This is a genomic window from Myceligenerans salitolerans, assembly GCF_017349295.1.
Taxonomy (GTDB): Bacteria; Actinomycetota; Actinomycetes; order Actinomycetales; family Cellulomonadaceae; genus Myceligenerans; species Myceligenerans salitolerans.
The window spans coordinates 63,166-82,973 of record NZ_JAFMPK010000025.1 but is presented as its reverse complement, the minus strand read 5'-3'; the positions used below and the strand labels follow the sequence as shown (position 1 = coordinate 82,973).

The window sequence follows — 19,808 nt, the reverse complement described above, 5'->3', positions numbered from 1 at the left end:
GAGGTCGAGACTCCGGCTCCCCCGCCTCCCCTCCCCGTCCGGCCGGTGCGGCGCATCCCCGCGAGCGGGGAACGCGTGGGTGGTTACACGCTCGGCGAGTCGCTCGGCCACGGCGGGTTCGCCCACGTGTACCGGGCCGAGGCCGAGGACGGCGGCGAGGTCGCCGTCAAGGTCCTGACCGGCCTGCCCGACGACGCGCGGGACCGCTTCGAGCAGGAGGCGCGGCTGCTGGAGCGGCTGGGCGGCCGCGGCTTCCCGCGGTTCGTGGAGGCGGACATGGACGCCGCGCAGCCGTGGTTCGCGATGGAGCTCGTACCCGGCAGCACCCTCCTGGACCGGGTGCGGGCCCACGGACCGCTGCCGGGCCGTGCCGCGCTGCGCCTCGCGGAGCAGGTGGTCGACGCGTTGCTGGTGCTGCAGGACGCACGCTGCCTGCACCGGGACCTCAAGCCGGCGAACATCATGGTCGACGGTGAACGTGCCGTCCTGATCGACCTCGGTATCGCCAAGGTCTTCGACGCCGCGACATCGACCCAGCCCGCCGGGACGGTGTCCTACATGGCGCCCGAACTGTTCGGGCGCCGTGTGCATCCCCGCTCGGACGTCTACAGCCTGGGCCTGCTGCTCGTGTTCGCGAGCACGGGGGCGCTCCCCCCGGACCTCAACTTCCTCGGGCGGGACCTGACCGTCGAGGACCTGGTCGAGGCCACGCCCGGTACCGAGCCGCCGGAGATCGACCGGCACCTGCTGCCGCTGATCCTGGCGATGACCCGCTACCAGCCGGCACACCGCCCACCCCTGGCGAACATCGCGGGCGTCGTCCGCGCCCGGCTCCGCGGTGCGGACGCGGACCCGACCCTTCTGGTCACGGAGCGCCTCGTCGCGGACGGCGTCACCGCCGCCGAGCGCGCGATCCTCCCCGCGACGGCGGTCCTGCCCTCCTCTCCCGAACGGCCGACCAAGGTGTTCGAACGGGGCCCCGGCTCCGCCGGCGATCCCTCGGACACCGACTCCCCGGGACGCGTCCGGGAGCCGTGGCACGCCCTCGTGTACGACCGCGAGCTCATGAACGTCCTGTCCGAGGTGCACGCCGACGGGTTCGACGGGGCCGCCTCCCAGGTCATCGCCGACCACGTCGCGCACCTCGGCGCCGACGCGGCCGGCGGGCACACCCCGGCGGAGATCAAGGACTGGATCTGGCAGGCGATGAGGTGGCGCGCGGCGACGCCTCCTGACGGTCACGCGGACACGCTGCGCGGCTGGCGGAACTTCCGGAAGCCCGACCCCGCGCCGACCCGGGAGCAGGCCGCCGCGCGCCCGCCGCAGGAGCCCGCGCCACCGTCGTACGCCCCGCGCCGGAGCCCCGTGAAACACCTGGGGCCCGCACCGCACACGAGCTCGGTGAAGCATCTCGGTCCCGCGCCGAACCCGCCCGCCCGGTCGTCGGCGGCCCGGACCGCACCGGCCACCTCCGCACTGCCTCGGTCGCAGCCGCCGTCGGTCCGGCCCCGCTCCACGCCGGGTGCCACCCCGTCGGCGGCCGCCGGGCCCGTACGGCAGGCCGTCGGCGCGACCCGGCCGATGCCCGCTGCCCGCCCGCGCCCGGCGCAGCCCCCGGCACCGGCCGCGCAGCCCGTCCCTGCCGCCCCACCCCGGCGCGGCAGGACCGCACGGTTCGTCGGCGCCCTGCTGCGCTGGGTGCCTCGCCTGCTGCTGCTCGGCGCGGTGGCACTCACCGCGGGCCTTGTCGGGCCGACGGCGATGACGCCGTGGCTGACCTACGTCACGAGCCTGCCGGCCGACCTCGTGCGGCCCGCGGAGGGCCCGGTGGTCGCGGCATGTGCGCTGCTCGCGGCGCTGCTGCTGCGGTCCGCCGGGCACCGGATGCACATGTGGTTCTACGCGGTCGGGATGTTGCTCGTGACGGGCGGCGCGGTCTTCCTGGCGATGTAGGACCTCGTCGGGGCGCACAGGAACGGCAGGGGAAAATCCCTGGCGCGCGTCCAGGTTCCGGTGCCAGGGTGAGCCTCACGGTCCCCGGACGGGGACCGGCCAACGTACTCCCGGCGCCCACGCCGGCTTCCCGGAAGGAGGTGGCGTCATGGACGAGGCCCTGACGCTCGCCGCACACCCCTCGCACCCCGCGGGCACGGCTGCGGCAGACGCCACCTGCTGTCCGGAGCACGCGCCGACCGTCTGAACCGCACGGTCGCGCCGTGCTCCCGCTTCCGAGGAGCACCCGTTGTCCCGTTTTCCCGCAGCACCCGATTCCCCGTACCTGGCCGAACCAGGGCCAGGACAGCGCTGGTCCACGTGGCGGTCCGTCGCGAAGGGCCAGCGCGGCCCGGAGCCGCGACCGGACTGGCTCGTCACGTCCGACGCCGCGTTGGACACCGAGCTCGGCGTCCTCAAGACCGGCAAGGAGGCGGACGCGTTCCTGATCGAACGCGGCGTGCCCGCGGCCGACGACGCCTTGCCGTCCCCCACCTGCCTGCTGGTGGCCAAGCGCTACCGGGGCCGCGAGCACACCACGTTCCACCGCGACGGCGACTACACCGAGGGCCGTCGCACCCGCCGCACGCGTGACCAGCGCGCCGTCGACGACCGCAAGTCCCGCTGGGGTCGTGCGGTGGCGGCCACCCAGTGGGCAGACGCCGAGTTCGTGGCCATGACCGAGGCGTGGGAGGCCGGCGCACCGGTCCCCTACCCGGTGCAGATCGACGGGACCGAGATCCTCATGGAGTTCGTCGGCGACGTCGACCCCGGCTCGGGCGAGATCGTCGCCGCACCACGGCTCGCCCGGGAGCGTCCCGGCGCGGAGCTCCTGGAGTCCTACTGGGAGCAGCTGACCGCCGGGATGTCCGTGCTGGCCCGGCTCGGGTACGCACACGGCGACCTGTCCCCGTACAACGTGCTGGCGCACGGCGAGCGGCTCGTGATCATCGACCTGCCGCAGGTGGTCGATCTGGCGTCCAACCCGTTCGCGTCCGAGATCCTCCTGCGCGACTGCCGCCACATGTGCGCCTGGTTCGCGGCGCGTGGTCTCGACCACGATCCCGACGCGCTCTTCGCGGACCTTCTCGCGCAGGCCTGGTGAGCCGCCGCGCCGGCGGCGGTCAGCCGGCCGGAGTCCCGCTGGGGGACGGTGTGGGGCCGTCGGTGGCCGTGCCGTCGTCGGTGGCCGCGCCCTTGTCGAACAGCCCTCCGAGATCGTCGGCGAGCCCGCCGTCCTCCGGTTCCGCCGGCGGGCTCGTCGTCGGGTCCTGGGAGGGCGCGGGGACGGTCCCGGCCGACGGCCCATCCGAGGGGTCGCCGGGCGTGTCGGCGGAGGGCCCGCCGCTCGGCTCGCCCGACGGCGGAGGCACCGGGAGGTCGGTCGGCCCGTCGAACGGTGTGTCGCTCGGCTGCCCGGACGGCTGCTCCGACGGCTCGCGCGCGGACCCGTCCTCCGGTTGCTCGGGTGGCTCGACCACCGGGTCGGTGACCGTCGTCGTCCCCTCGGGCAGCTGCTCGGCCGGGACGCGGCGCACCTGGGTGACCACCGAGGCGGCGTCGAGGACGGAGGCACGCTGGGTCTCCAGCTCCCGCAGGTGCCGCTCACGCCGTTCCTGGCTCGCGTCGTCCGGCAGGTCCTCCTCCACGACACGCGAGGCCTCGTCGAGGGCACCGCGCAGCCGCAGCAGCGTGGTGGGGGCCGCCACGGCCGACCGCTCGGCGGCGTCGTAGACGACCTCGGCGGCCGCGATCGTCTGGACCGAACGGTCGCGGGACTCGTCGACCAGCCGGTCGACGGAGCCCGGCGCGACGTCGCTCTCGGCGACGGCGGTGTCCGCGGTCACGATCGCCGGGATCAGCACGGTCTCGGCGGCGGCGCCCGCCTCGTAGCGGGGCTGGTCGTCGATCATGAGGGCGACGGCCCCGCCCGCGCAGAGCATGGTGACCACGAGCGCACCGGTGCCCGCCACGAAGGCGGACCGCCGCTCGTAGACCCACTCGCCGACGTTCTCTGAGTACTTGCCCATCGCGCGCCACTCTAGCGACCGTGGTTAAATATAAGCATCCGCTTATGTAAGGAGCAGACATGCCCATCGCCATCGACCCCGCCGCCACCGCGGGTCTCGTCACCCGCGAGGTCCGTGACGGCACCCGTGACGACACGCCCACGAAGACCGTCGTCGCCCGCCGTACCTACGACGCCGAGCGCGCCGACGTGTGGGACGCCGTCACGAACCCCGAACGCCTCCCCCGCTGGTTCGCGCCCGTCAGCGGGGAACTCGACCTCGGCGGCCGCTTCCAGATCGAGGGCAACGCCTCCGGCACGGTGGAGAGCTGCACGGCGCCCGAGTCCTTCGGCATCACGTGGGAGTTCGGCGGAGGGACGTCATGGGTCACGGTCGTCCTGACCGAGGCCGACGGCGGCACGACGCTCGAGCTCACCCATGAGTCGGCCGTCGACCCGGACTTCTGGGCACGGTACGGCCCGGGCGCCGTCGGCGTCGGCTGGGACCTCGGGCTCATGGGGCTGGGCCTGCACCTCGCCACCGGCGAGGCGAACGACCCGGCCGAGGCCGAGGCGTGGTCCGTCGGCCCCCAGGGCAAGGACTTCGTCCGCGTCGCCGCCGACGACTGGGCGCGCGCCGCGATCGCGGCCGGCGACGACGAGGCAGCCGCGCGCGCCTCCGCCGCCGCGGTCCTCGCCTTCTACACCACGCCGCCCGAGGCCTGATGGCGGCATCCGTGGCCGGAAGCCCCGACTCCGCTCGCGAGGGTGTCTTCGAGGCGCTCGGCGACCCGGTGCGGCGCCGCCTCCTGGAGCTGCTCGCCGGTGGCGAGCAGCCGGCGGGCGCGCTGGTCGCGGCCCTGCAGGAGCGCGTGCGCATCTCCCAGCCGGCCGTCTCGCAGCACCTGCGCGTGCTGCGGGACGCCGGGCTGGTGCGGGTCCGCGCCGAGGGCACCCGCCGCCTCTACGCGGTGGACGACGCCGGTACGGCCGCCGCCCGGGAATGGCTCGCCCGCTTCGAGGACACGTTCGCCCAGCCGCTCGACGCCCTCGCCACGGAACTCGCCCGAGGCAGACGGGAACGGCGCCGGAGGACGTCGCCGCCCGGGGAATCCGCCCGTGGGACGGGCTGACGACCCGGCGGACCCGCCGGCGCGACGCGCTTGGCACACTTTTTATCGGACGGTGCGGAGCGCCTGGTCCAGGTCACCCCACAGGTCCTCCACGTCCTCCAGGCCGACCGAGAGGCGCACCAGGTTCTCCGGGATCCCCGCGTCCGCGCGGGAGTCCTCGTCCATGATGTGGTGGCTGATGGACGCCGGGTGCTGGATCAGGCTGTCGACGCTGCCCAGGCTGACGGCCGGGGTGATCAGACGCACGGCCCCGATCAGCGCGCGCGCCTCCCCCGTCACCTCGAACGCGACCATCGCGCCCCCGCCGGCCATCTGGCCCGCGGGCCGGGGCGCGCCGTCGAGCCCGGGATAGTGGACGCGGGCCACCGCGGGGTGCCCCAGCAGGCGCCGGGCCAGCTCGGCCGCACCCGCCGACTGGGCCCGCATCCGCACGGGCAGGGTCGTCAGCCCCCGGTGGAGCTGGTACCCGGCGAGCGGGTGCAGCACGCCACCGGTGACGAACCGGACCTGCCGCAGCGCGCGGGCGAACTCCTCGGAGCACGCGACCACGCCACCCATCACGTCGCCGTGCCCGCCCAGGTACTTGGTGGCGCTGTGCAGCGTCATCGCCGCGCCGTGCGCGAGCGGCCGCTGCAGTGCGGGCGTCGCGAACGTGTTGTCGACCAGCACCGGGACGGGGGCGCAGGCGTCGGCGAGTTCCTGGATGTCGACCTCGGACAGCGTCGGGTTGGCCGGTGTCTCCACGACCACCAGTCCCGTGGCGTCCGTGAGGGCCGACGGCGCCTCCTTGGCCGACACGAACGTCGTGGTGGTTCCCAGCAGCCCGGAGTCCAGCAGGTGATCACTCGTCCCGTACAGCGGGCGCACCGCGACGACGTGGGGCCGCCCGGCCGCGACCCGCGCCAGCAGGACGGCCGACAGGGCCGCCATCCCGCTGGCGAACGCGACGGCCGCCTCGGCTCCCTCCAGCTCGGCCAGCGCCCGCTCGAACCGGCGCACCGTGGTGTTCGCGGCGCGGGCGTAGATGGGCGGACCGCCGTCGTCCTTCCCCTCCGTGAAGGCGTCCAGCCGGGCGGCCTCCGCGGCCGCGTCCCGGGACGGGTACGTGGTGGACAGGTCGAGGGGCGGGGCGTGCAGGCCGAGATCGGTGAGATCGTCCCTGCCAGCGTGCACGGCGCGGGTGGCGACGGACCGGTGTACGGCAGACCCAGTGTGCGAATCCATGGCGTACTTCTCGCACACGATGCGGAGTTCCGGGCCGTGCTCTGATAGACATTCGGCCCATGACCCGAGAAGTGCGCCTCGATTCGGTGGACCTGGCGATCCTGCGGGAACTGCAGCAGGACGGGCGCCTGGCGAACAAGGCGCTGGCGCAGCGGGTCGGCGTCGCGCCGTCGACCTGCCTCGCCAGGACCCAGCGGCTGCAGGACACCGGCGTGATCCGCGGCTACCGGGCCGAGATCGACCCGGCGGCCGTCGGGCGCGGGCTGCAGGCCGTGCTCGCCGTCCGACTCGCGTCGCACTCGCGGCCGCTGCTGGGCCCGTTCGTCGAGTGGGCACGGCAGCTCCCGCAGACCCGGGCGGTGCACCACGTCACGGGCCCCGACGACTTCCTGGTCCACGTCGCCTGCACGGACACCGACGACCTCCAGCACCTCGTGCTCGACCTGACCGCACGCCGTGAGGTCGGCCGGGTCCAGACGGACCTGGTGTTCGCCTCGTGGGCGGGCGGCCCGGTCGCCCCGGCCTGATCAGGCCGGCCGTGCCGGCGCGCCGTGCCCCGCCCTTTCAGAGCGAGCAGCCCCTTCAGAGCGAGGACGTGGGCGACGGCGCGGGGGTGGGCGAAGGGCTCGACGGGGCGGGAGACGGCGCCGGAGTGGGCGTCGGCGTGGGGGTGGGCGTGGCGGCCGGGTCGTCGTCCGCACCGTTTCCTCCGTTCCCGCCCGATCCCGAGCCCCCGGAGCCCCCCGAGTCTCCGGAGCCGCTCCCGCCGGACCCGGACCCGGAGCCTCCGGACCCGGAGCCCGTCCCCGAGCCGGACCCGGAGCCGTTCGAACCCGAGCCCTCCGACCCGTCCGCCCGGACGGTGTCCCCGCCGGAGGTCCCCCCGGTCGGCTCGGCGGTGCCGTCGTCGGCCAGCACCAGGCCGTCGTCGTCCGGTGCGACGAGGGTGGTGGTGCCCGGCGGCAGCTCCGAGCTCGGAACGGTCCGGACCGCGGTGATCCGCGCCGCGGCGTCGAGGATCTTCGCACGCAGACCGTCCAGGGCCTCCACCCGCGAGGTGAGCTGCTTCGCCGTCGCGTCGCGGCCGGGCTTCTCCTCCAGTGCCGCGGACGCCTCGTCGAGCGCCGTACGCAGCCGTTCGAGCGCACGCGGCGGGGCGGTCGGCCGGGCCGCCACGTAGACGCCCTCACCGGCCCGGACCGCCTCGGCGAGCCGGACGGTCGCCCGCTCCAGGCTGCCGGGCAGGTCGTGCGGGTCCACGCCCTCCAGGTCCTCCACCGACATGATCATCGGGATCGGCAACGGGCTGGCGGTGCCGGCCGCCCCCGTCGGTCCCGAGGCGTCTCCCCGGTGTGCCAGCGCCAGGCCGCCGCCGCACACGAGGGCCGCCACGAGTGCGCTGACGCTGGTCGCGATCACCGGCCTCCGCCAGCGTGCGTCCGTTTCCCCCTCGAGTGCGGAGGTCCAGATTTCCCTGTTTTCCCCTTGCTCCTCCATGCCTGGCACGATAAGCACGGGTAAAGGATCCACGCCCGGTGGGTCGTGATATACGGCGCTGAATCACCCTCACGGTCACCGGAAGTCGCGTGATCTCGCGGCCGTGGGCAGGCTCAACGGCGCCAGATGCTCCGCGAGGAGATTCACCGCGCCGTCGGCCGACTCCACGCGCCCGCGCACCACCATCGCGGGCGCCGACCTCGCCACCTGGCGGAACCGCCGCCACAGCCCGGGCGTGCAGACCACGTTGAGCAGCCCGGTCTCGTCCTCGAGCGAGAGGAACGTCACCCCACCCGCGGTACCGGGTCTCTGGCGATGCGTCACCACGCCGCCGACGGCGATCCGCCGGCCCGGCTCGGTCACCACCGCCTCCGCCACCGTGCGCACGCCCGCCGCGCTCAGCCCCTCGCGCACGTACTGCGTCGGGTAGGAGTCGGGCGTCACCCCCGTGGCCCACGCGTCGGCCTGGACCTCCTCCGTCTCGGACATCCCTGGCAGCTCGGGTGCCTCCGTGCCCGCGCTCACCCCGGGCAAGGTGTGCGGCCCCTCCTGGCCCAGGGCGCCCGCCGCCCACAGCGCCGCACGGCGCGTCAGGCCCAGCGATCCCAGCGCCCCGGCGGTCGCGAGCGCCTCCAGCTGACCGGTCGTGAGGTTCACGCGCCGGACCAGGTCCCGCAGGTCGTCGAACCCTCCCGGAGCCGGCCTGGCCGCGACGACCTTCTCGGCCACGTCCTCGCCGATCCCCGTGACCTCGGCGAGCCCCATCCGTACGGCGAGCGCCGGGTCCGCCCGCACGAGCCGCGCCGGCCCGCGGGCCGGGCGATCGAGCCCGCCGTCGTCCGTCGCCTCGACGCACGCGAGCGCGCGCGACGCGTTCACGTCCGGGCGCAGTACCCGCACACCGTGCCGGCGGGCGTCGGCGACCAGCGACTGCGGCGAGTAGAACCCCATCGGCTGGGCGGCCAGCAGTCCGGCGTAGAAGGCGGCGGGGTGGTGCACCTTGAGCCAGGCGCTGGCGTAGACGAGGTAGGCGAAGGAGTAGGCGTGCGACTCGGGGAACCCGAAGTCGGCGAACGCCTTCAGCTTCTCGTAGATCTCGTCGCGCACGGGTTCGGGGACGCCTCGCTCGGCCATGCCGGCGTGCAGTCGTGCCCGGAGGGCCTCCATCCGTTCGACGCTGCGCTTGGAGCCCATGGCGCGGCGGAGCCGGTCCGACTCGGCCGGGGTGAACCCGGCGGCGTCGATCGCCATCTGCATGAGCTGTTCCTGGAAGAGCGGTACGCCGAGGGTGCGTCGCAGCGCGTTCTCCAGCAGGGGGTGCGGGTAGTGGATCTCGCGCCGTCCGCGTGCCCGGGCCTGCGCACGCTCGATGTACGGGTGCACGGATCCGCCCTGGATGGGGCCGGGGCGGATGAGGGCGACCTCGACGACGATGTCGTAGAACGTCCTCGGCCGCAGCCGCGGGAGGGTCGCCATCTGGGCGCGGGACTCCACCTGGAACACGCCGACGGTGTCGGCCTCGCAGAGCAGGTCGTAGACGCGTTCGTCCTCGGGCGGCAGGTCGTGGAGGGTGAGGTGTTCGCCGGTGTGCCCGGCGATCGACTCGAACGCGTACCGGATCGCGGTGAGCATCCCGAGCCCGAGCAGGTCGAACTTCACCAGCCCGGCGTCGGCGCAGTCCTCCTTGTCCCACTGGAGGACGGTGCGTCCCTCCCTGCGCGCCCACTCCACGGGGCACACCTCGATGACGGGCCGGTCGCACATCACCATGCCGCCGGAGTGGATGCCCAGATGCCGTGGCAGGCGGAGCATGCGGTCGGCGAGGTCGATCACGTCGGGCGGGATGCGGCCCTCCTCGGCCGCCGACGGCGGCGCGTGGTGGGGTACGACGTCGTGCGTGTCGTCGGACCGGGGCCGGCCGGGCTCGCGCGGCTCGGCGGCGAGGACGTCCTCGAACCGGTGCTCCGCCGACGGCGGTCGCGGGGTGCCCTGCGGCTTCAGGCTGCCCCACTGCTCGATGCTCCTGGACCAGGCGTCCGCCTGCCCGGTGTCGTACCCGAGCGCGCGGGACGCGTCCCGGACGGCGGACCGGGGGCGGTAGGTGATGACGTTTGCGACCTGCGCGGCGTGCGTGCGGCCGAACCGGTCGTACACGTGCTGGATGACCTCCTCGCGGCGCACGGACTCGATGTCCAGGTCGATGTCCGGCGGGCCGTCGCGTTCCGGGGCGAGGAACCGTTCGAACAGCAGGTCGTGCCGGACGGCGTCGACGGCGGTGATGCCCAGCGCGTAGCAGACCGCGGAGTTCGCGGCGCTCCCCCGCCCCTGGCACAGGATGCCGCGGTCGCGGCAGAACTCCACGAGGGAGTGCACGAGCAGGAAGTATCCCGGGAAGTGCATCTGGATGATGATCTTCAGCTCGTGCTCGATCTGCGCCCAGGCACGTGCGACGAGGCCGTCACCCGCCGGTGTTCCCGGCCGCCGTCCGTAGCGCTTCTCGGCCCCGCGGTAGGTGAGCTCGCGCAGCCAGCTCGCCTCGTCGTGGCCGTCGGGGACGGGGTGGGGCGGCAGGTTCGGGCGGACGAGTTGCAGGTCGAAGGCGCATTCGGAGCCCAGGCGCGCGGAGTTCGCCACCGCCTCGGGGTGCCGGGCGTGCAGCCGCGCCATCTCCGCGCCCGAACGCAGGTGGGCCACGGGCGCGCCCGGCAGGAAGCCGTCCAGGTCGTCCAGGCTGGAGCGGGCCCGCACGGCCGCGAGCGCCCCCGCGAGGTCGGCGTCCGAGGGGCGGGCGTAGTGCGCGGCGGTGGTCGCGACCAGGGGTAGCCGGGCCTCGTCCGCGAGCAGGGCCAGCGCGTCGTGCAGGTCGGCGTCGCGGGGGTCGCCGGTGGCGGTGATCTCGACGGCGACGTTGTCCCGGCCGAACGTGGCGGTCAGTGCGCGCAGCTCGCGGCGGGCGGCGTCCAGGCGGGCGGCCCGTGCGCCGGGTCCGGCGAGCGCGCGGCGGACGGCTCCCTTGCGGCATCCGGTGAGCACGAGCCATTCGCCGCGTGCTCGTTCCCCGAGGCCTTCGAGGGTGTGGTGGGCCACGCCCTTGGCGCCCGCGTCCAGGTGTGCGGTGCCGATGGCGGACGACAGGCCGCGGTAGCCGCCGGCTCCGCGTGCCAGGGCGACCAGGTGCGTCGCCCGGGGGTCGGGGACGCCGGTGGGCTGGTCGAGCACCGGGCCGGTGGCCCCGGGGGCCGGCAGGTGGAGTTCCGCTCCGAACACGGTGCCGAGCCCCACGTTCCTGGCTGCCTCGGAGAAGCGCACCACCCCGTACAGGCCGTCGTGGTCGGTGATCGCGAGGGCCTTCAGTCCGAGCCGGGCTCCCTCGGCGGCGAGCACCTCGGGCTGGGAGGCGCCGTCGAGGAAGCTGTAGGCGGAGTGCGCGTGCAGTTCGGCGTACTCAGTCATAGCGGGCCTCCAGTCGCCAGGTGCCGTCGGTCTGGGCGAGGAGGAGCCCGTCGCCGTCGTCGGTCACGATCTGCAGGTAGACGCTGCGAGCGGCGCCGTCGGGCCGCCACCACCGTTCGACCACGGGCCACGGCCCGCCCCAGTCGGTGACGCGCGCGGCGCCGCGCTCGCTGCGCACCAGCGCGGGCTCGCCGCTCATGCCGAGGCGTACGTCGACGACGACGTCGGCACCGGTCGCGTCCAGCACCCGGACCGGGAGGGGGTCGGTGAGCACGACGGCGGGCGCGGGATCCGGGAGGGCGCCCGGCCACGGCCGGTCCGGGGCGCGTTCGGGCGGGACGTCCTCCCCGAACGGCACGAACTGGATCCGGGAGCGCGGGTCGCGGCCACCCTGCGGGCGCGGGGCGAGCACGCCCGGGGCGCCGCGCAGGGCCTGGACGCGCTCGGCGGCGCGGACCGCGCGCAGGCCTTCCCCGGCGGACGCCCCCCAGAGGGCAGGTTGGGTGGCTCCCGCGGGGGCGATCTCGTCGGCGGTGAGGGTGATCCGGGTGATCGGTGCGGGTTCCGGGGTGCCGTGGGTCAGCCAGCCCGTGAGCTGCCAGCGGACACGGTCGGTGAGGCGGGCGGCGGACATACCCGTGGCGTCGTCGGTGCGCCAGACCCGCTCGCAGGTCCGTGGCTCGCCGGTGACGGGGTCGGCGGCGTCGGCCGTCACGACGACGCGGCCGCAGGCCATGCCCCGGGCGACCAGTTGTGCGTGCAGGTCCTCGGCGACGCGGCGGGCGGCGAACGCGGCGACGTCGGCCCGCGACGCGGGGGGATCGAGCTCGGTGGTCGCGGTGATGCCGGTCTCGGCCCGGCGGCGGGCCGGCGGGCGCGCGTCCTCGGCGAGTGCCAGGCGGCGGGCCCAGGTGCCGAGCGGCCCGAAGCGGGCGCGGACGCTCCCGGCGGGGAGTGCCGCCACGTCACCGAGGGTGCGCAGGCCGAGGCGTCCCCACAGGTCGAGGAGGTCGGCCAGAGCGGAGTCGTCCGGGCGGGCGTGCCGCAGGTCGGCGGCCGGGCGCGGGGCGAGCCAGGCGGCCGATCCCCCGTGCGGCACGACGGTCTCGTCGCGGGCGGCGAGCACGGCCGCGAGGAAGCCGTCGGCGACACCGGCCCGGCACTCGTGGCCCGCGTCCCGGGCGACCGCCTCGGTGAGCTCGCGCGCCAGCTCGTGCTCCGACCCGTGGTAGCGGGCGGCGCCGTCGGAGCCCAGGAGCAGCAGCCCGGGGCGAACCACCTCGATCCCCGCCACGACGGTCTCCGCCGCGGCCGCGACGGGTTCGAAGCCGGCGGCGTCACGCGCGTCGTCGGCGAGAAGGACGACCAGGCCGGCGCACTGCTGCTGCGCCGTGCGACGCCGCATGCCGCGGCGCACCCCGGCCGCGCGTGCGGGCGCGCTCACCGCGACGACCCGCTGCCCGGCACCCAGCACCGCCGCGGGCAGGTGCGCGCCTGTGCCGGCCGCCGCCATCGCGGCCACGACGGGCCAGTCCGGCACCCACACCACGGCGGTCCGGACACCGCTCATCCCGCCGCCACCGGGGTGCAGCGCAGGGCGGCCGGACGGGCGGCGTCGCCACGGCCCGTGCGGTACACGGTCAGGGTGCGGCGCCGCAGATGGCCCGCGCCGTGGTCGACGCCCTCCCAGGTGCCGGGGCCCGCGGACAGGACGACGTGCGCGCCGGGCCAGGCGGCGTCCTGTGCGACGAGCAGTACCGTGCCCCGTTCCCGGGCGCGCGCCGTGAGGCGGCGGCGGTCGGCGTCCAGGAGAGCCGCACGGGGGCCGACGACCACGAGGTCCATCCCGTCCAGGAGGGCGGCAAGCACGGCCGGGGCGTCCGCGCCCGGGTCCGGGACGCAGAGGACGCGGTCCAGGGCGCATCCGGCTCCGGCGGCGGCGGCCAGCCCCACCTCCGGGTGGCCGGTGAACACCGTCCACGCGCCCGCGCGTGACGGGGCGGCCAGCAGGGCGAGCAGCAGCGTCGTCGACCCCGACACCACCACGGTGGTCCCGGCGACGAGGCCGGCGTCGGGCAGCAGGTGTGCCACCGCGGGGCCGACCGGCAGGATCGCCGCTCCCGGCCCGGGCTCCTGCCGCCGCGCGGGGGTGTGTGCGCGGACGCCGGTACGCGTCTCGACGGCTCGCAGGGCGCTCAGCGCGCGGCCGTGCCGCGCCGCGTGCTGCTCCTCGTCGTACTCCGGGACGGCCTGAGGGATAGCGGTCATCTGCCCTCCAGCGATGGTGCTGCCGGAACGGGCCGGTCGAGCAAGACTGATGTTCACGACATCGAACACGTGTTCGATGACCTCATCAGTACACAGTGGTGTCGTTCGCCTGTCAACCGCACTGGCCAGGACTGCGCTCCGGCGGCTCAGGCCCGCCTCACCACACGACCTTCCCGTGCACGGCGGCCTCGACCACCTCGGCGAGGCGCCCGGGATCCGGAGGTCGGTCCCCGGCCAGCACGGGCCGGACGTGGGCACGGAACGACTCGCTGAACACCGCGTAGTGCAGCAGCCGAGGACGGCTCGACGCGGTGTCGAGCGCGTCCGAGAGCACACGCTTCGCGTCGTCGGCCGACGGCACCACGACCGACGTGCTCTCGGAGGGCTCCTCGGCGGCCGGCGCCCACGACGCCGAGGGGTCGTCGTACGGGGCCCACCGGGAGGACGCGAAGCCCCCGCGCTCGAAGAGCATCTGCTGGCTGCGCTCGTTCGTGAGGAACTCGACGAGCCGCTGGGCCGCCACGGGATACCGTGACGCGGTGGAGATCGCGAGGCTCTGCCCGCCGAGCACCGCGCCAGGCAGCCTCGCCATGCCCACGCGGAACGGTGCGGCATCCGCTCCGCGCAGTACACGCAGCGCCCGTGGCCAGTGCCGCAGGAAGACCGTCCGGCCGGCCACGAAGGCAGCGAGCGACCCCTGCTCGTCGAACGCCAGCGAGTCCTCCAGGACGGCAGTGCCCAGCCAGCCCGCCATCCGCGCCAGCGCGTCCCCGGCGCCGTCCCCGAGCACCGGGTACCCCGCGTGGTCGAGCGACACGGCGCCCGCGGACTCCAGCGCCTCCCAGACCCCGACCGTGAACCCCTCGTAGTCGGAGAGCTGGAGGGCGATCCCGGCCTCCACGGCAGGCCGGTCCGGCGCGCGGACACCCGCGAGACGTTCGGCCACCGTCCGCGCGAGGTCCGCGAGGTCCGGCCACCGCTCGGGCAGGAAGCCGGGCCCGGGGGTGCCGCCGGTACGGCGGTGGTACTCGTCCAGCAGGTCGGCGTTGTAGTACAGCAGGCCGACGTCCGAGTTGAACGGCAACGCGTGGAGCCGGCCGTCCCAGACCCCGGCGCCCCACGGAGCCGCCAGGAAGCCCGCCCGCTCGACCCCGTCCAGCTCCCGGACGTAGCCCCGCTCGGCGAACAACGGCACCCACGGGATGTCGAGGTTGTAGACGTCCACGTGAGCATCGCCCGCCTGGGCGGTGGACAGCAGCGTGCTGTACGCCAGGTCCGCGTTGCTCGAGACCTCGACGAGCCGTGCCGGATGCGCCTGGCCGTAGTGGCGGTTCCAGAGATCGATCAACGCGTGGCGCTGCCGGCCGTCCGACTCGTCCCGGCCGCTGAGCACGGTCAGGACATGGCCGGCGGCGAGCTTCTCCATGGACCGGCCCCTCTCCAGCAAGGGGAGCAGCCCCGCGGCGGCACACGCTCCGGCCAGAGCGCCCACTCCGACGAGGAACCCGCGACGGGAGAGCAGATCGTGCATCATCGCCCTCCGAGCTGGGTGAAGAGCCGGTCCATCGTCAGGTCGAGCCCCGCGAGCGAGCTCTCGTGGCACGCCCCGTTCCACGCGGCGGTGATGCGTGCCAGATCGGTCCTCCGGCACGACGCCTCACCCACGGCGACCGCGTACAGGCGCACCCCCGTGGCGCCCGCGCCTCGCGCCACGAGACGCTCCGGGCCAACCGTCGGCGCCGAACCGCCCGGGTCGTCCTCCCCGTCCGTGAGCACCACCACCGCCCGGAGGTCCGAGCCGTCCGCGCCGTCCCCCAGGAAGGAAAGGGCCTCCTCGATCCCGTCGTACAGCGGCGTGCCGCCCGACGGCCGGACACGAGCGAGCTCGCCCGCGACGTCCTCGCCGCCGAGGTCGACCAGGGTCTCCGGACTCGACGCGGGAGACCCGTGGAACGTCCACAGCCCCAGTTCGTCCCGCCCGTCCACGTGCTCGGCCGCCGCGAGCACGCCGGCGACGGCGACATCAATGCGGGCCGAGCCGACGTCGGCGGGTGTCGCCATGGAGGCCGAGGCGTCCATCAGCACCAGCACCCGGGCGGGACGCCGCGCCCGCTGGTGGTCGCCGAGCGTCGCCTCGATCCGGGTGTGCGCCACCCGCAGCTTCTCCGGGTCCACCGGCGAGTCGTCGACCCCTGGACCGGGATCGGCGGGCAGCCGTCCGCTGACGTCACGGATCCGCAGCTCCTCCCGCAGAGCGGCCTGCCCCCGATCCCCCGTCAGCCAGGTGGCGAAGGCGTCGGCGGCCTCGACCGCCCGGCCGGACCCGGTACCGGTCGTCATCACATGGTAGTCGAGGCTTCCCGTGTCGGCCGGATACAGCGCGCGCATGGTCCCCGGCGACCGGTCCGCCGGGCAGCCGCCCGTCCGCCGGAACGACAGGAGCGCGTGCTCGGTCGTCAGCACGGCGACCGGGAGAGCGGTGTTCCCGGAGCCCGAGGACGCGACACCGCACAGGAGCGCGACGTCGTCCCCGAGCGGCAGACCGGCATTCTCCAGTGCGCGGCCGATGTCACGCTCCAGCGCCTTGCGTTCCCCGATCTCGCCGAAGCTCTCCGGCGCGTACAACGCGTGGGTGTGGCGTGCGGCCGCGAACGACGAGTCCGGGTTGGCGCGAACCACGTCCAGGCCGGCCGCCCGGGCGGCACCCAGCACCTCGGCGACGCCGTCGCCGGCACGGACGAGCCGGGCGACGTCGTCCCCGAACTCCTCGGGTACGGCCACGACCAACGGGGTCCCGCCGATCAGGCGCCCGTCCGCGCCGTCGGCCACGGGGGCGGCCTGCGCACTCGACTCCACGACCAGCGCGTCCGGACGAGGACCGACGTCGCGCAAGGGCGTCAGGCCGTCACCCTGCCCGTCCTGCGGGTCTCCCCATCCTGCCCGCAGGGAGTCGGCCGTCGTGGACCAGTCGACGCCGAACACCCGCACGTGGTGGTCGGGACAGCCGTGAGGCGAGTGCTCGCGTTCGAACCGCCGCGCCACCTCCGCGAGACCGGTGGCGTCGTGCCGCGGGACCATGACGGCGAGCTCGGTCGGGTCGCCGCACTCCTGCACCCGGTCCCACCACGTCGCCAGACGTTCGTGGTGAAGAACCAGCAGGACCACCAGGGCCAGGCCCGAGACCGTGCCCAGCGCCCCGACCATCCACCGCCACCTGCGGCGGAACCAGGAGTAGAACCACAGCACGACCGCGAGGGCGACGAGGAGGACCACCGCGGCGGCCGCCAGCAAGGCGTTCGACAGCACCTGGACCGTCACCCAGGTCGCCAGCATGGCCATCACCGTCGCCAGCAGGTCGAGCAGGAGAACCAGCTGGCCCCGGGCAGTGCTCTGCTCGCCGCCGTCGGGCTCGCCACGGTGCTCGTCGATCGCGCCTGACATCGGACTCCTCTGTCCATCGCCGAACGGAGCAATCCGATATTTACCACATTCCGGTGCCCACGGCGCGAATACCCGCAGGCGGCGGCCGTGCAGGGCGGCGGAGACCGCCGGGCGGGATCAGATCTCGGCGCGGCCCTTGCGCCAGTAGCCCATGAACGCGACGGACTTGCGGTCCACCCCGCACTCGCCCACCAGGTAGCGGCGCAGCGCCTTGATGACACCCGCCTCGCCCGCGAGCCAGGCGTACAGCACCGTGTCCTGCACCAGGGGCGCGCCGGTGGCGTCGACGGGCACCTCCCACAGGATCTCGGAGTCGACGTCGATGTCGGCCGGCTCGTCCGGCAGCACCGAGGGGCGAACGCCCATCGCCAGCATCCGGTCCGCCGCGGCGCGCACCGCGGGGACCAGGAGGTCGCCGTGCGCGGCACCGTCGCGGGCGAGCCAGGTCACGCGCACGCCCTCCGGCGCGGCGACCACCCAGCCGTCCTCGGGATGCGGCACCTCGAGGAAGACCTCACCGACGGCGTCCGCGGGCAGTCCCTCGCAGATCGCGGCGATGGCCGGGACGGCCGTCTCGTCGCCCGCCAGCAGCAGGGCGTGGCTGCGCGCCGGCGGTGCGAACTCGCGCCCGCCGTGCGGGCCCTCGTAGTGCGCGTCCGGGCCCATGATCACCAGCGGCTCGCCCGCGCGGGCGGCCGTGGCCCAGCGCGAGGCCGGGCCGGAGTCGCCGTGCAGCACCATGTCCACGTCGACCTCGCCACGGTCCTGGCGCACCGCGCGCACCGTGTAGGTACGCAGCGGGTTGCGCCGTTCGGCGGGAAGCTCGCGCCAGGCGGTGAACCAGTTCGGGTCGTCCCGCAGGAGGTGGTCCCAGCCACCCGACGGGTCCGGGAGCAGCAGCTTGATGCGCTGGTCGTGCCCGTTGTCCGCGAACCGCCCGAGATCGGCGCCGGTGAACGTCACCCGGACGAACGAGGGACACAGCCGTGTGACCCGGGCCACCTCGACGTCGAACATCCGGTACGGGGTCGGGGCGGTCGCGGCGCTCTGGATCGTCACGATGGTAAGCCTAACCTCACCTCGACCCCTGGTGGCAACCCAGGTCCGGGACATGGACCGTGTTTTGCTGGCACGACGCGCGCCTCCCCCTTAGTCTCTGCGCGAGTGCCCGTTCCGCATGTCCCAGCTCGGCCCCCCAGAGGCCGAGGACCGGAGCGGACGGAGAGTGTGGCGACGCCTCGATGGACCATTTCACCTACGGCGCCCTGACGCCGTTGCTGTCCTTCGCCCTGTCCTGCGCCGGCTGCGGCGTGGGGCTGTCCTGCACCGCCCGCGCCCGTGTCACGACCGGCACCGCACGCACGGTGTGGCTGCTGCTCGGCGCGGTCGCGATCGGCGGCACGGGCATCTGGGTCATGCACTTCGTCGCCATGCTGGGGTTCTCCGTGCGGGGCGCACAGATCCACTACGACGTGTCCACCACGGTCGCCTCCATGCTCCTCGCCGTGGCCGTCGTCGCCGTCGGCCTGTTCCTCGTGCACCACAGGCCCGACGGCACCGCCGCCCTGCTCGGGGGCGGGATCGTCGCGGGCCTCGGCATCGCGGTCATGCACTACATGGGCATGGCGGCGATGCACGTGGGCGTCGACATCGCCTACGACCCGCTCCTCGTCGTCATCTCCGTCATCATCGCGATGGGCGCCGCCACGGGGGCGCTCTGGCTCTCCGTCAGGGTGCGCGGCGCGGGCGCCGGGGCGGTGGCGACGATCGTGATGGGCCTCGCCGTGTCCGGCATGCACTACACGGGGATGGCCGCGATGCGCATCACCTCCTACCGCCTCCTGGGCACACCGATCGAGACGCCCTCGATCGGCCTGCCCGCCACGCAGCTCGTGGTCCCCCTGATGGGCGGGATCGTGGCCAGCACCGTGGCACTGCTCATCGTGGCGGCCGCCTGGCCGAGCGCGACCGAGATGGAGATCCAGGCGGAGTTCGACGCATGGGCGGAACGGCAGAGGCTCGCTCGGCCGGTGGCGGACGCAAGCGAGCCGGAGGTCCTGGACTGACGAGACTCGGACGTCATGGACCGCGGCGGCTCCCGGCCGGTCGAAGGCGAGCGCGTCGACGTGTTGACAACCCACCCATACCAGCCGGCCGGTCGACGCTCGTCAGGTGTAGCCTCGAAATATGGGTGATCAACGGATTGACCCCGAGGATGCCGACCGGAACGACCCGCCAACCAGGGGAAGATCCTCCGCCCCCCGTCAGGACGCGTCGAACGCGCGCTGGAACGACGACGGCGGGTTCGAGCCGCACGCCACTGACGGCGTCCCCATTCCCCCGGCCGCCGTCGCACCCGCCCGTGCCACGAAGGGCGGACTCTTCCTGCGCGGCGTGCTGGACTCCGCACTGCCGCACCAATTGGGCACGGACGACGAGCCGGAGCGGTACACCGTCGCCGCGGTCTTCTCCCGCAGGGTATCCCCCGAGGAGCGGGCTCTGATCGAGGGACCGAGCACCCTGGCGGTGCTTGCCGAGCGGGGCTACCCGGAGGTGGGCCTCAAGGTGGCGGACCGCCGGCTCGAGATCACACGAACGAACCTGACCATGCTCGCCGGCGGTCTCGCCACCGAGATCGCGGCGGTGCTGCGAGACGTCGAACAGCAGGTCGTCGCCGCACGTGCGCGGCGCGCCGAAGAGGTCCTTCGGTGGAGCACGGCGGAATCGGCACGGGCGGCACGAGTGAAAGCCGAGGCAGACCGTGTCCGATTCGAATGACCGCCGCGCAACCG

General features: G+C 74.5%; 16 protein-coding genes. 7 read left to right on the top strand and 9 right to left on the bottom strand.

Annotated elements, in window-relative coordinates; genetic code table 11:
* Positions 1-45 precede the first annotated feature (45 nt).
* Positions 46-1,953 (top strand): serine/threonine-protein kinase, encoded by a 1,908-nt coding sequence (locus J0911_RS04845; protein WP_207274336.1) that lies wholly within the window; start codon positions 46-48, stop codon positions 1,951-1,953.
* Positions 1,954-2,242: 289 nt separating this feature from the next.
* Complete coding sequence (locus J0911_RS04840; protein WP_207274335.1) at positions 2,243-3,097, top strand: serine protein kinase RIO; 855 nt, start codon at positions 2,243-2,245, stop codon at positions 3,095-3,097.
* A 19-nt stretch (positions 3,098-3,116) separates the two neighbouring features.
* On the opposite strand, the gene J0911_RS04835 is transcribed toward J0911_RS04840, so the two are convergent.
* Positions 3,117-4,022, bottom strand: a complete 906-nt coding sequence (locus J0911_RS04835; RefSeq protein ID WP_207274334.1) for a hypothetical protein — start codon at positions 4,020-4,022, stop codon at positions 3,117-3,119.
* 59 nt (positions 4,023-4,081) lie between these two features.
* On the opposite strand from J0911_RS04835, the gene J0911_RS04830 reads away from it, so the two are divergent.
* The gene (locus J0911_RS04830) at positions 4,082-4,726 is read left to right on the top strand and encodes an SRPBCC family protein (protein ID WP_207274333.1); all 645 of its coding nucleotides are present in this window, start codon (positions 4,082-4,084) and stop codon (positions 4,724-4,726) included.
* Positions 4,727-4,737: 11 nt separating this feature from the next.
* Complete coding sequence (locus J0911_RS04825; protein WP_307864914.1) at positions 4,738-5,133, top strand: ArsR/SmtB family transcription factor; 396 nt, start codon at positions 4,738-4,740, stop codon at positions 5,131-5,133.
* Between the two features lie 42 nt (positions 5,134-5,175).
* On the opposite strand, the gene J0911_RS04820 is transcribed toward J0911_RS04825, so the two are convergent.
* A complete protein-coding gene (locus tag J0911_RS04820; RefSeq protein ID WP_207274331.1) occupies positions 5,176-6,357 on the bottom strand; it encodes a trans-sulfuration enzyme family protein in 1,182 nt (393 codons plus the stop codon).
* 59 nt (positions 6,358-6,416) lie between these two features.
* On the opposite strand from J0911_RS04820, the gene J0911_RS04815 reads away from it, so the two are divergent.
* Positions 6,417-6,884, top strand: coding sequence for an Lrp/AsnC family transcriptional regulator (locus J0911_RS04815; protein WP_207274330.1), 468 nt, complete (start codon positions 6,417-6,419; stop codon positions 6,882-6,884).
* Between the two features lie 55 nt (positions 6,885-6,939).
* Here J0911_RS04815 and J0911_RS04810 read toward each other — a convergent pair whose 3' ends face one another.
* The 7 genes from J0911_RS04810 to J0911_RS04780 form a co-directional block, all read right to left on the bottom strand.
* Positions 6,940-7,776, bottom strand: coding sequence for a hypothetical protein (locus J0911_RS04810; RefSeq protein WP_207274329.1), 837 nt, complete (start codon positions 7,774-7,776; stop codon positions 6,940-6,942).
* A 153-nt stretch (positions 7,777-7,929) separates the two neighbouring features.
* On the bottom strand, positions 7,930-11,307 hold the full coding sequence (locus J0911_RS04805) for an error-prone DNA polymerase (RefSeq protein WP_207274328.1): 3,378 nt from the start codon (positions 11,305-11,307) through the stop codon (positions 7,930-7,932).
* Complete coding sequence (locus tag J0911_RS04800) at positions 11,300-12,877, bottom strand: DNA polymerase Y family protein (RefSeq protein ID WP_207274327.1); 1,578 nt, start codon at positions 12,875-12,877, stop codon at positions 11,300-11,302. The genes J0911_RS04805 and J0911_RS04800 overlap by 8 nt, the downstream gene beginning before the upstream one ends.
* Entirely contained in the window at positions 12,874-13,575 is a 702-nt protein-coding gene (imuA', locus tag J0911_RS04795) for a DnaE2-dependent mutagenesis accessory factor ImuA' (RefSeq protein WP_207274326.1), read from the bottom strand. Before imuA' ends, J0911_RS04800 begins: the two co-directional genes overlap by 4 nt.
* Before the next feature lie 157 nt (positions 13,576-13,732).
* Complete coding sequence (locus J0911_RS04790) at positions 13,733-15,109, bottom strand: extracellular solute-binding protein (RefSeq protein WP_207274325.1); 1,377 nt, start codon at positions 15,107-15,109, stop codon at positions 13,733-13,735.
* Complete coding sequence (locus J0911_RS04785; RefSeq protein ID WP_207274324.1) at positions 15,106-17,016, bottom strand: VWA domain-containing protein; 1,911 nt, start codon at positions 17,014-17,016, stop codon at positions 15,106-15,108. The genes J0911_RS04790 and J0911_RS04785 overlap by 4 nt, the downstream gene beginning before the upstream one ends.
* 117 nt (positions 17,017-17,133) lie before the next feature.
* Positions 17,134-18,033, bottom strand: coding sequence for a siderophore-interacting protein (locus tag J0911_RS04780; protein ID WP_242636310.1), 900 nt, complete (start codon positions 18,031-18,033; stop codon positions 17,134-17,136).
* Between the two features lie 224 nt (positions 18,034-18,257).
* Here J0911_RS04780 and J0911_RS04775 point away from each other — a divergent pair, with 224 nt between their 5' ends.
* Both J0911_RS04775 and J0911_RS04770 read left to right on the top strand, forming a co-directional pair.
* Positions 18,258-19,082: an MHYT domain-containing protein gene (locus J0911_RS04775; RefSeq protein ID WP_207274322.1), complete on the top strand. Its 825-nt coding sequence runs from the start codon at positions 18,258-18,260 to the stop codon at positions 19,080-19,082.
* Between the two features lie 121 nt (positions 19,083-19,203).
* Complete coding sequence (locus tag J0911_RS04770; protein WP_207274321.1) at positions 19,204-19,794, top strand: hypothetical protein; 591 nt, start codon at positions 19,204-19,206, stop codon at positions 19,792-19,794.
* Positions 19,795-19,808: the final 14 nt, after the last annotated feature.

Bases quoted from the DNA above. Each gene is read 5' to 3' on its own strand.
- J0911_RS04835 (WP_207274334.1), bottom strand. From the start codon at position 4,022: ATGGGCAAGTACTCAGAGAACGTCGGCGAGTGGGTCTACGAGCGGCGG.
- J0911_RS04830 (WP_207274333.1), top strand. From the start codon at position 4,082: ATGCCCATCGCCATCGACCCCGCCGCCACCGCGGGTCTCGTCACCCGC.
- J0911_RS04820 (WP_207274331.1), bottom strand. From the start codon at position 6,357: ATGGATTCGCACACTGGGTCTGCCGTACACCGGTCCGTCGCCACCCGC.
- J0911_RS04815 (WP_207274330.1), top strand. From the start codon at position 6,417: ATGACCCGAGAAGTGCGCCTCGATTCGGTGGACCTGGCGATCCTGCGG.
- J0911_RS04805 (WP_207274328.1), bottom strand. From the start codon at position 11,307: ATGACTGAGTACGCCGAACTGCACGCGCACTCCGCCTACAGCTTCCTC.
- J0911_RS04800 (WP_207274327.1), bottom strand. From the start codon at position 12,877: ATGAGCGGTGTCCGGACCGCCGTGGTGTGGGTGCCGGACTGGCCCGTC.
- imuA' (WP_207274326.1), bottom strand. From the start codon at position 13,575: ATGACCGCTATCCCTCAGGCCGTCCCGGAGTACGACGAGGAGCAGCAC.
- J0911_RS04790 (WP_207274325.1), bottom strand. From the start codon at position 15,109: ATGATGCACGATCTGCTCTCCCGTCGCGGGTTCCTCGTCGGAGTGGGC.
- J0911_RS04785 (WP_207274324.1), bottom strand. From the start codon at position 17,016: ATGTCAGGCGCGATCGACGAGCACCGTGGCGAGCCCGACGGCGGCGAG.
- J0911_RS04780 (WP_242636310.1), bottom strand. From the start codon at position 18,033: ATGTTCGACGTCGAGGTGGCCCGGGTCACACGGCTGTGTCCCTCGTTC.
- J0911_RS04775 (WP_207274322.1), top strand. From the start codon at position 18,258: ATGGACCATTTCACCTACGGCGCCCTGACGCCGTTGCTGTCCTTCGCC.
- J0911_RS04770 (WP_207274321.1), top strand. From the start codon at position 19,204: ATGGGTGATCAACGGATTGACCCCGAGGATGCCGACCGGAACGACCCG.